The sequence below is a fragment of the Prosthecobacter sp. genome (assembly GCF_044373815.1).
Taxonomy (GTDB): Bacteria; Verrucomicrobiota; Verrucomicrobiia; order Verrucomicrobiales; family Verrucomicrobiaceae; genus Prosthecobacter.
This window is the reverse complement of the sequence record NZ_JBIPNG010000216.1, coordinates 1-10,502: the sequence shown is the minus strand read 5'-3', so window position 1 is coordinate 10,502 and position 10,502 is coordinate 1. Positions and strand designations below refer to the sequence as shown.

Annotated in this window: 9 protein-coding genes and 1 pseudogene; 9 read left to right on the top strand and 1 reads right to left on the bottom strand. The window is 59.7% G+C overall.

All coding sequences use genetic code 11. The features are described 5' to 3' along the window. A pseudogene (locus ACIREA_RS17515) lies at positions 1-569 on the bottom strand (pseudouridine synthase); the annotation flags it as partial. Positions 570-700: 131 nt separating this feature from the next. Between ACIREA_RS17515 and ACIREA_RS17510 the strand changes: the two are divergent. The 9 genes from ACIREA_RS17510 to ACIREA_RS17470 all read left to right on the top strand — a co-directional run. After that, positions 701-1,876: a PQQ-binding-like beta-propeller repeat protein gene (locus ACIREA_RS17510; RefSeq protein ID WP_397383609.1), complete on the top strand. Its 1,176-nt coding sequence runs from the start codon at positions 701-703 to the stop codon at positions 1,874-1,876. Positions 1,877-1,966: 90 nt separating this feature from the next. After that, entirely contained in the window at positions 1,967-2,635 is a 669-nt protein-coding gene (locus ACIREA_RS17505) for a hypothetical protein (RefSeq protein WP_397383608.1), read from the top strand. After that, positions 2,632-3,900 carry an MFS transporter gene (locus tag ACIREA_RS17500; RefSeq protein WP_397383607.1) on the top strand — a complete coding sequence of 423 codons (1,269 nt, stop codon included), beginning with the start codon at positions 2,632-2,634 and terminating at the stop codon, positions 3,898-3,900. Before ACIREA_RS17505 ends, ACIREA_RS17500 begins: the two co-directional genes overlap by 4 nt. Beyond that, the gene (locus ACIREA_RS17495) at positions 3,893-5,149 is read left to right on the top strand and encodes a glycosyltransferase (RefSeq protein ID WP_397383606.1); all 1,257 of its coding nucleotides are present in this window, start codon (positions 3,893-3,895) and stop codon (positions 5,147-5,149) included. Before ACIREA_RS17500 ends, ACIREA_RS17495 begins: the two co-directional genes overlap by 8 nt. Further along, the gene (locus tag ACIREA_RS17490; RefSeq protein ID WP_397383605.1) at positions 5,146-6,396 is read left to right on the top strand and encodes a glycosyltransferase; all 1,251 of its coding nucleotides are present in this window, start codon (positions 5,146-5,148) and stop codon (positions 6,394-6,396) included. Before ACIREA_RS17495 ends, ACIREA_RS17490 begins: the two co-directional genes overlap by 4 nt. Continuing rightward, positions 6,393-7,667: a glycosyltransferase gene (locus ACIREA_RS17485; protein WP_397383604.1), complete on the top strand. Its 1,275-nt coding sequence runs from the start codon at positions 6,393-6,395 to the stop codon at positions 7,665-7,667. The genes ACIREA_RS17490 and ACIREA_RS17485 overlap by 4 nt, the downstream gene beginning before the upstream one ends. Continuing rightward, on the top strand, positions 7,664-8,911 hold the full coding sequence (locus ACIREA_RS17480; RefSeq protein ID WP_397383603.1) for a glycosyltransferase: 1,248 nt from the start codon (positions 7,664-7,666) through the stop codon (positions 8,909-8,911). Before ACIREA_RS17485 ends, ACIREA_RS17480 begins: the two co-directional genes overlap by 4 nt. Continuing rightward, positions 8,908-10,188, top strand: a complete 1,281-nt coding sequence (locus ACIREA_RS17475) for a glycosyltransferase (RefSeq protein WP_397383602.1) — start codon at positions 8,908-8,910, stop codon at positions 10,186-10,188. The genes ACIREA_RS17480 and ACIREA_RS17475 overlap by 4 nt, the downstream gene beginning before the upstream one ends. A 6-nt stretch (positions 10,189-10,194) precedes the next feature. After that, a partial coding sequence (locus ACIREA_RS17470; RefSeq protein WP_397383601.1) for a glycosyltransferase family 32 protein occupies positions 10,195-10,502 on the top strand: 308 nt, incomplete at its 3' end.

The following is a 10,502-nucleotide window of genomic DNA, read 5'->3' as shown; positions in this document are numbered from 1 at the left end:
GCTTTTTCGCAGCGGATGCCGCCGGTGCAGAAAGACACGATCTCCGCCTTCTTCATCTCGGGTGGCAGACGGCGCACCGCTTCGGGGAATTCGCGGAAGGAATCGACACCCGCCACGACGGCACCTTTGAAGGTGCCGAGCTTCACTTCGTAATCATTGCGTGTGTCATACAGAATGACCGGGCGGCCTTCATCCAGCCACTGTTTTAAAACTTTGGGCTCCAGGCGTGGCGATGTGTACTTCGCTGGTTCGATGCCCTCGACACCGAAAGCGATGATCTCCTGCTTGATGCGCACCAGCATGCGGCGGAACGGCTGCTCCGCGCTCTCGCTGTATTTTGGCTTCAGTCCTGCCAGCCCCGGAATGGCGCGCAGCTCATCCACGAGTGCGTCCACATTCTCCCGCACGCCGGCCACGAACATGTTGATGCCTTCCGTGCTCAGCAAAATCGTGCCCTTCAAGCCCAGTTTTTTGCATTGCTCCAGCAGCCGCGCGCGCATCTCCTTCAATCCGGAGAGTTCGGCGAATTGATAGCAGGAGATGTTGGTGATCGTGGCGGTGGCTGGCATGGGCAGGTGAAAAAGCACATGAAAAGGTGGTCTGCGAGTGTAAACCGCACTTGCCGCGCAGGAATGGAACAGTGGGGCGCAATCGAGATCAAGCTTGCCATTTCAGGCCGTTCCCGCTCCATTCCGGGGGTATGAAATCCACGCTCCTTTTCCTTCTTGCCGCCGCCACCCTGCAAGCCGCTGACTGGCCGATCTGGCGCGGGCCCAATCATGACGGCATTTCGAGTGAAAAACTGACTGGAACCACAATCAAAAAGGTCTGGGAAGCGCAGATCGGCATCGGCTTTGCTTCCTTCACCGTGGCTGCAGGTCGTGTGTACACCACAGGGCATGCGGACGGCAAGGACACGGTCTTCTGCTTTGATGCCACGAGTGGCAAGGAAGTATGGAAGCACGCCTATGCCGCCGATCTCGGCGACAAGTATTATGAAGGCGGCACCTCGGCCACGCCGACGATTGAAGACGGCAAGGCGTATCATCTCAGCCGCTGGGGCGATCTGTTCTGTTTCGATGCTGCAACGGGCAAGGTCGTGTGGCAGAAAAACATCCAGAAGGAAACCGAGGCCGACATTCCGGACTGGGGTTTTGCGGGTTCACCGTTGGTCGCGGGCAAGCTCCTCATTGTGAACGTTGGCAAAGCTGGAACAGCGATCGAGAAAGCCACGGGGAAAACGGTGTGGACCAGCGACAAGGCCAACTCGGGCTACTGCACGCCGTATCCAATCACAGTGAATGGCAAGACTCAGGTCGTGCTGAGTTCCGGTCGTGCTTACAAGGGGGTCGATCCCAGCAACGGCAGCGTGCTGTGGGAGCACACCTGGTCCACCAGCTACGGCGTGAACGCGGCGGATCCGATTCTCAGCGGCACCCAGCTCTTCATCTCCACCGGCTACAACAAAGGCTGTGCCTTGCTGGATCTCAGCTCCGCCGAACCCAAGGAAATCTGGCGCAGCCGGGTGATGAAAAACCAATTCAACTCCAGCGTGCTGATCGACGGCCATCTTTACGGCAGCGATGGCGATTCAGACAAATCCGCCAGCCTGAAGTGCATCGAATTCGCCACTGGCACGGAGAAATGGAGCGCGGCAGACGTCGGTTTCTGCTCGCTGATGGCTGCCGATGGCAAGCTCATCATCCTGACGGCCAAGGGTGAATTGATCATCGCCAAAGCCAGCGCTGCCAAATTTGAGCCTCTTTCCCGCACCCCAGTGCTCACCGGGCGCTGCTGGAGCGCTCCGGTGTTTGCCAACGGACATGTCTACGTGCGCAACGCCGCCGGTGACATGGTCTGCCTGAGCGTTCAGTAGGCCCAGGTCTGAGGGGCATGCATTTTCTCAATACAAGCTCACAGACGGTCGATTGGTCAGACTGAGCCGATGGTTGGATGCTCCCCTTGCATGAACAACAACTCTCACTCCGCCCACGCCATCCCGCTCTGGCTCAAGCTCGCCTACACCGCCTTCATGGCGGTTTTGATTCCCGTTTACTTGTACCATTACGGCCCGACGAACTTTCTCTATTTTTGCGACATCGCCCTACTGTTCGCACTGGTCGGGATATGGCTGGAAAGTCCGCTGCTCCTTTCACTGCCAGCGGTGGGAATCCTGATGCCACAGGCATTGTGGTGCGTGGATTTTGCCGTGCAGCTCTGCGGCTTCAAGATGACGGGCATGACGGCCTACATGTTTGATGGCACCAAGCCGCTGTTTCTGCGCGGCTTGTCGCTCTTCCATGGCTGGTTGCCCTTCCTGCTGGCCTTTCTCGTGTTCAGGCTGGGCTATGACAAACGTGCGATCAAAGGCTGGACGGTTTTGGCCTCGGCCTCCTGCCTTGTGGCCTATTTTTGGCTGCCGAAAGCCGGCGCCATCCTTTCGGACCCCAATCTGCCGCGCAATGTGAACTACGTTTTCGGCATGGACGATGCGCAGCCTCAGACCTGGATGAGCCCCGAACTTTATCTCGTCACATGGCTTGCGCTGCTCATCTTCGTGGTCTTTGTGCCGACGCATTTTGTGCTGAAGAAAATCTGCCCCACGCCCGAACAAGCCGCCGCCAAACGCGCATGAACGATTCTTCCCCTCCAACTTCTGAATCCAACTGGCAGCGCGGCTTTTGGAGCCTGATGGGCACTCAGTTTCAGGGGGCGTTTTCTGACAACGTGCTCAAGTGGCTGGTTATCTATCTGGTGATCGCGCAGAAGCTGCCCAAGGAGCAGCTTGACGCGCTGGTGTCGGATTCGGGCATGTATTTTGCCATTCCGTTTCTGCTGCTCTCCATGTTTGGCGGCTGGATGGCCGACCGCTTCAGCAAACGGCATGTGATGATCGGCGTGAAGTCGATGGAGATTGGCATCATGATCTTCGCCACCTATGCGCTGGCCTCCGGCAGGATGGGGCTGCAGCTCGTGAGCATCTGCCTCATGGGGGTGCACAGCGCGTTCTTTGCAGCATCCAAGTATGGCTCGCTGCCAGAAGTGGTGCCTCCTGCCAAGCTCTCATGGGCCAATGGCGTGATCGAGATGCTCACCTTTCTGGCGGCGATTTTCGGCACGCTGGCCGCCGCATGGCTGGCGGAGAGCTTTGCAGGCAAACCGGCGTGGTCGGGCGGCATCCTTCTGGCTCTGGCCATGATCGGCTGGTTCATGAGCCTGGGCATCACGCGCGTGCCTGCCGCGAGCCCTGACAAGCCGCTGCGCCTCAACTTCCTCGGCGACCTGTGGCGCGAGTTTAAATGGATGCGCACCGACCGCGACCTGTGGCGGGCGAATCTCGGCAACACGGGCTTCTTTTTCATCGCCGTGCTCATCCAGATGAATCTGGTGCTGTATGCGGAGCAGGTGCTGCACATCAAGCCGATGGAAAACAGCGCCTTGCAGGTCGCGCTCGCCGTCGGCATGGCGGCGGGCAGTTTGCTTGCCGGAAAATTGAGCGGGGATCACGTGGAGTATGGCCTCATCCCGCTTGGTGCCTTCCTCATGGCGATCATGGGATTCGCACTCGGGTTGGCAGACATCTCCAGATCGGCATTCACCGTCTGTCTCACCCTGCTGGGCATCGGCGGTGGCATGTTCATCGTGCCGCTGGCAGCAGTGCTTCAGCATCGGCCACCAGCAGATCGCAAAGGCTCGGTGCAGGGGGCGGCCTCGTGGCTTTCATGGGTGGGCATCAGCGCCGCTGCTGTGTTGCAAAAAGAGCTGAACACCCGCCTGGGCTGGACACCGGGAGACATCTTCTGGTTCTGCGGAGCCAGTGCGGTGGTGGGAGGCATTTATGTGACGATGTCACGTCCGCAGGCCCTGCCTGCATTGCTCAAACGCTGGACGCATGGCTGAGATCCTACTGCTTCCATTCGGCAGTGCCGGCGATGTGTTCCCCTTCATCTGGCTGGGGCGGCAGCTCATGGCGCGCGGACACCGCGTGAGAATGATCACGGCATGTCTGTTTGAAGAACAGGCGCGCAAAGCCGGCATCGAATTCATTTCTCTGGGGGAAAGAGACGAGTTCGAGGCCATGATCCGAGATCCCCGCATCTGGAAGTCCGGCATCGGCACGAAGGTGGTGTTTGAGTTCGCCGCCAAATCCGTGGAGCCCTATCTCGTCGCCATCGAGAGCTGTGGGAAGGTCGATCTGATGCTGGCTCCCGTTACCGCATTCGCCGGACGTCTAGCCCGTGAAAAGCATGGCATCCCGCTGATCACCGTGCATCTGCAGCCCGCTGTTTTTTTGAGTGTGCATGAGACGCCTCTGCTGCATCCGGTGATGCGCCTCTTCAACAAGCTGCCCGTGTGGTGCAAAAAGCTGATCTTCGAATTGCCAAATCCGGTCGATCTCTTCGCGCTGCCCAAAGTGCGCCGCATCTGTGAAGCAAACGGTGTCAAACCACCGCGCAGTCTGTGGCGTGAGTGGTGGGATTCACCGGATGGCGTGCTCGCCTTGTTTCCCGCATGGTTTGCACAACCACAGCCCGACTGGCCGGCCAATCTGCTGCAATGGACTTTTCCACTCGAAGATCTGGCGACAGAGCAGACGCTGCAACCAGAGTTGCAGGCGTTTCTCGCGAACGGTGAGCGCCCGGTCATCTTCACCCCAGGCAGTGCGAATGTGCAGGCGTCACGCTTTTTTGCTGTCGCTGCGGAAGCCGTCAAGCGCATCGGCTGCCGTGCAGTCTTTGTCACGCGTGAGCCGAAGCAGGTGCCGCCAAATTTGCCTGCGAGCATTCTCACAGTCGAGTACGCGCCATTTAGCACGCTGCTGAAGCATGCTGCGGTGTTTGTGCATCATGGCGGCATCGGCACCCTGTCGCAGGGCTTCGCCGCCGGTGTGCCTCAGCTCATCATGGCGATGGCCCATGACCAACCCGACAACGCGGACCGGTTGGAGCGCCTCGGTGCCGGCATTGGTCTCAGCGTCCGGCAGTTCACGCCGGAGCGCGTGGTCGGCTGTTTGAAACGGTTGCTTGAAGATGTGGCGTTTCGACAGACTTCGCTGGCGTGTGCGGTAAAGATACGGCAGGACAGAGATCCGGCTGCCTTGATGTCCTGGATTGAAGCCCGAATGGCACACCCTCCTACTCCCACATGAGCCACATCCTGCTGCTACCCTATGGAACCTCGGGCAGCACCTATCCGTTCATCTGGCTGGGCCGCCAGTTGATGGCGAGGGGGCATCGCGTGACGCTGGTCACCGCACCAAGGTATGAGTCAATCGCCAGGCAGGCAGGATTGAACTTTGTGGCCACGAGCGGCGATGAACTGGAGCAAATGCTCAAAGCCCCCAGTCTCTGGAAGCTGGGAATCGGACTAGCCACCGCCTACCAGCATGGCGGTCGTGCAGCCAAGGATTATGTGGCGGCTGCGGAAGCGGCGATCACGCAACACGGCCCCGCCGATCTGTTGATGGCGCCGATGATCTGCTTTGGAGCACGAGTGCTGCGTGAGAAGCTGCGGATCCCTTTGGTGACGGTGCATCTCTACCCAATGATGATCATCAAGGCGCATCTGCCTCCCGTCGTCATTCCGCCGTTCCTTTGGCTGCGTCAGCTTCCGCTGCTGCTGCGCCGGTTCATTCTGTGGTTTCCCAACCCGTTGGACCTTTTTGCCTATCCGGCGGTGAAGCGCTGCTGCGCTGAGAACGGCGTCAGACCGCGTAGTTTGTGGAAGGAATGGTGGGACTCGCCCGACGGGGTGCTGACTTTGTTTCCTGACTGGTTCGCTCCGCCGCAGCCGGACTGGCCGAAGAACCTGCTACAGTGGGACTTTCCACTCGAAGACATGGCGGCAGAGCGCCCCCTGGACGATGCGCTGGCCAAGTTTCTGGCCGAGGGAGAGAAGCCGGTGCTCTTCACCGCAGGGACCGGGCACTTTCATGCCGAGGCCTTTTTCGCGACCGCAGCAAAGCTGGTCAGTGAGCTGGGTTGTCGTGCCATTTTCATCACGCCGAAGACAGACCAAGTGCCCAGAGATCTGCCCGCAGGAGTGTTAGTCTCGGCTTATGCGCCCTTCAGCCTGCTCCTGCCACGAGCACGTGCGTTTGTTCATCACGGTGGCATCGGCACGACTTCGCAGTGCCTCGCGGCCGGACTGCCGCAGCTTGTGGTGCCCATGTCGCTGGACCAGCCGGACAACGCAGATCGCGTGAAGCGTTTCGGCGTGGGTTTGAGCATCAGCCATGGCCGTTTCACCGTCGAACGTGCACTGCCGCTGCTGCGGCGCTGCCTGGAGGATGACACCCTTCGTGAGAAAGCCAGTGCCTATGCCATGCGAATGCGCGAGCGGCGGGCTCCGGACGTGCTGATGGACTGGCTGGAAAAACGCATGCAAGCCCTATGAGCCGCATCGTTCTTATGCCGCACGGCACGACAGGTGATGTGCTGCCTCTGATCTGGATCGGGCGGCAAATGCGGGCACGGGGGCATAGCGTGCTGCTGGTCTGGCTGGAAACGTATCGCGAAGCCGCATTGCAGGCGGGCTTGGAATTCGCGCCGCTGAAGAATGACGGCTACGAGGAGCTGGTGCGCAATCCTGCCTTCTGGCGGCCGCATCAGAGCCTAAAGCTGACTTATGCTTATGCCGGGCGCTGTGTTCCCAAATACGTGGAGGCCGTCATGGAGGACCTCAGCCGCAACGGCAGGCCGGATCTGATGCTGGCGCCGATCATGAACTTCGCCGCGCCACTGCTGCGGGCCAAACTGGGCACGCCGCTGATTTCCACGCATCTAAGCACGCTGCAGTTCGTCAGCGCGCATGCCGTGCCACTGAGTGTGCCATTCGCGCGACTGCTGCGAATGCTGCCATTGCCACTACGTCGTTACTTCCTCACGAATGTCGCGCCTTACGATCATCTGGCCTTGCCTCAAGTGCGCCAGTGCTGCGCTGAACAGGGCGTCAAAGCACCACGGCGATTGCGCGACTGGTGGCACTCGCCGGATGGCTCCCTGGCTTTGTTTCCCGAATGGTTTGCCTCGGCGCAGCCGGACTGGCCGCCGAACACCTTTCAATGGGACTTCCCATTGGAAGATATGGCTGATGCCAGGCCGCTGGAGCCGGATCTGTCCACGTTTCTCGCTGCAGGTGACAAGCCCGTCGTCTTCACACTGGGCAGCCATCATCTGCATTCCCGCCGCTATTTTGAAATGGCGGCGGAAATCACGGCCCGTCTCGGCTGCCGGGCGGTGTTTGCCACACGCGATGTTCATCAAGCCCCCACCGGCCTGCCCCAGTCTGTCTTCGTGACAAGCTACGCGCCATTCAGCACCCTGCTGCCCCACGCTGCGGCGCTCGTGCATCACGGTGGGATGGGAACACTCTCGCAGTGCTTCATGGCGGGAATTCCACAACTCGTCACGCCGATGGCGTACGATCAGCCTGACAACGCCGCTATCGTGGAGCGGCTCGGCGCCGGGCTGGCGCTGAACCTGGACCAGTTCACCGTCGAACGAGCACTGCCGTTGTTGCGGCGCTGCCTGGAACAACAGTCCCTGCGCCATCAAGCCGGGGAATGTGCAAGCCGGATGCGTCACAGGCCGCCTGCCACCAATCTCACTTCTTGGTTGGAAGCCAGATGCGCTGAAGGCGGTCTTCATTCATCATTTTCCTCATGAAAAAAATTCTAGTCATGCCTTACGGCAGTTGTGGCGACATCCTGCCTTTTATCTGGCTGGGCAAGCTGCTCCGTGCACGCGGTCACGACGTGACTTTGATCACCACGCCCGGCTACGCCTCCTATGCCGAACAGAGCGGACTGAAGTTCTTGGCGACGAAAAACCTCGTGGGAGAGGAGATGATTGCAAACCCGGGCATGTCCAAAAAAGTCGAAGGCACACGGCTGGCCTATTACTACTCCGGCCGGGCTGCTGGTGAGTTTATCGAAGCAGTCGAGACCTGGATGTCCACGCACGGCAGGCCCGATCTCATGCTCGCTCAAAAGTCCTGCTATGGCGCGCGATTGCTGCGTGAAAAACTCGGTCTGCCCTTGGTGACGGTGCATCTTTATCCCCTGATGATGCAAAGCGCCTATGAGCCCTCCTTGCTCACGCCTGCATTTCGCTGGCTGCGCATGCTTCCTTTGTGGATGAGGAAGTTGATTTTTGCCGCACCCAACCCTTTTGATCGTCACGCGCTGGCCGCTTTGAAACCTTTGTGCGCCGCACATGGCGTGGCAGTGCCGCGTGATCTGGAGCGCGAGTGGGGGCACTCTCAAGATGGGGTACTGGCCCTGTTCCCCGACTGGTTTGCCAAACGCCAGCCTGACTGGCCGCAGAACCTGCTGCAATGGCACTTCCCCTTGGAGGACTTGGGCGATGTGCCGTTGGCGCCGGATCTCGTCTCGTTTTTGAAGGCGGGCGACAAGCCGGTGCTGTTCACTCCCGGCAGCGGGCCGATGCATGCACATCGCTTTTTCGAGGTCGCGGTCAAGCTGGTTGAGGAACTGCAGTGCCGCGCAGTCTTTGTCACCCGTCATCTTCAGCAGCTGCCCTCGGTCCTTCCTACCTCCATTCACGCTGTCGAATACGCGCCTTTCAGCACGCTGCTGCCGCACACCAAGGCCTTTGTGCATCACGGCGGCCCGGGAACGGTGGCCCAGTGCTTCGCCGCAGGCATTCCCCAGCTCATGATGCCGATGGCCCATGATCAGTTCGACAATGCTGATCGGGTGGAGCGTCTGGGCGCGGGGCTGACCATCAGTGTGGACCGTTTTGACGTGCCCCATGTCATGCCTTTGCTGAAGCGCTGTCTCACCGATGAAACCATCCGCCGCAACGCCGCCCTGTGCGCTGAACGCATGCGCCAGCAGCCGCCTGACGACCAACTCATCGCATGGCTGGAGGCACGAATGAGCTCATGAAGAAGATTCTCCTGCTGCCTCACGGCACCTCGGGAGATGTCTTCCCCTTCATCTGGCTGGGCCGGCTCCTCAAGCAGCACGGCCATGGAGTGACGCTGATCGCAGCGCGCGCATTTGAAAGCGCCTGCGTGCGGGCTGGAGTCGATTTCATGCCTCTGGCACGGGATGACTTTGATGAAATGCTCTCCCATCCGGGCCTGTTCAAGATCATCGAAGCTACCCAAGTCGCACACGGTTATGCAGGGCGCGCCACGGGTGACTACGCTGCAGCAATTGAGCTTTGGATGGCCCGCAATGGCCAGCCCGACCTCATGCTCGCGCCCATGACCTGCTTTGGCGCGCGCTTGATTCGCGAAAAACACGGCATTCCACTGGTGACCGTGCATGCTTATCCCTTGTTGGTGAACAGCGCGCATGCACCGCCGCTGTTCATCCCCGCGTTTCGCTGGTTGCGGTGGCTGCCTCTGGCCCTGCGCAGGCTGGTGCTTTCAGGGCCCAATCCGTTCGACCGCTATGCGCATCCACACGTCCAGAAAGCCTGCGATGATCACGGCGTTCCTGCTCCCCAAAGTTTGCGCTGGGAGTGGTGGGACTCTCCGGATGGCGTGCTGGCACTTTTCCCCAGCTGGTATGCGCCACCGCAACCGGACTGGCCGCGCAACCTGCTCCAATGGGATTACCCACTCGAAGATTTATCACAGGAAGAGACGCTGCCACCTGCTTTGAAAACTTTCCTGGAGACCGGTGACAAGCCCGTGCTTTTCACCGCAGGCACCGGGCACAGACATGCTCGAGACTTCTTTGAAACAGCGCTGCAACTCGTCACGCAGAATCAATTCCGCGCCGTTTTTGTGACGCGCGATCTCAATCAGCTTCCGGCCTCGCTGCCAGCATCGGTCCAGGCCGTGGAGTACGCTCCTTTCAGCCAGTTGCTGCCTCATGTGGCTGCGTTTGTGCATCATGGCGGCATGGGAACCGTCGCGCAGTGCCTCGCCGCAGGTGTGCCACAGCTCATCGTGCCCATGGCGCACGATCAGTTCGACAATGCCGACCGCGTGGAGCGCCTTGGGGTCGGGCTGAACCTCGGCACACGCGGCTTCAACCTCAAGCGTGCCATGCCGCTGTTAAAGCGATGCCTGGAAGATTCTGGAATACGTCAGCGTGCCGCAGCGTGTGCGGAACGCATGCGCCAGCGTCCTGACACGGAAAAGCTCGAGCGCTGGCTCGTGCAAAGATGCAAAGGCACAGAGACTCAAAGCCAATCCATAAATGAGTAGATTCAGATGATTCCACGCATCATTCACCAAACCTGGGACAGAGCGGAGATGCCATGCGACCTGCGCGAGTTTCAACACTCATGGCGCGCGCATCACCCTGGCTGGGAATGCCGGCTGTGGAATGATGCTGACAATCTTGACCTGATTCGGCAGCACTACCCGGAGTTTATAGAGCATTACACCGCGCTGACCCCAAACATCCTGAAGGTGGACTTTATCCGCGTGGCTTACATGCACCACCACGGCGGCATCTATGCAGACCTGGATGTTGAGGTGCTCAAGCCATTCGATCCGCTGTTGGAAGGTTCAAACAT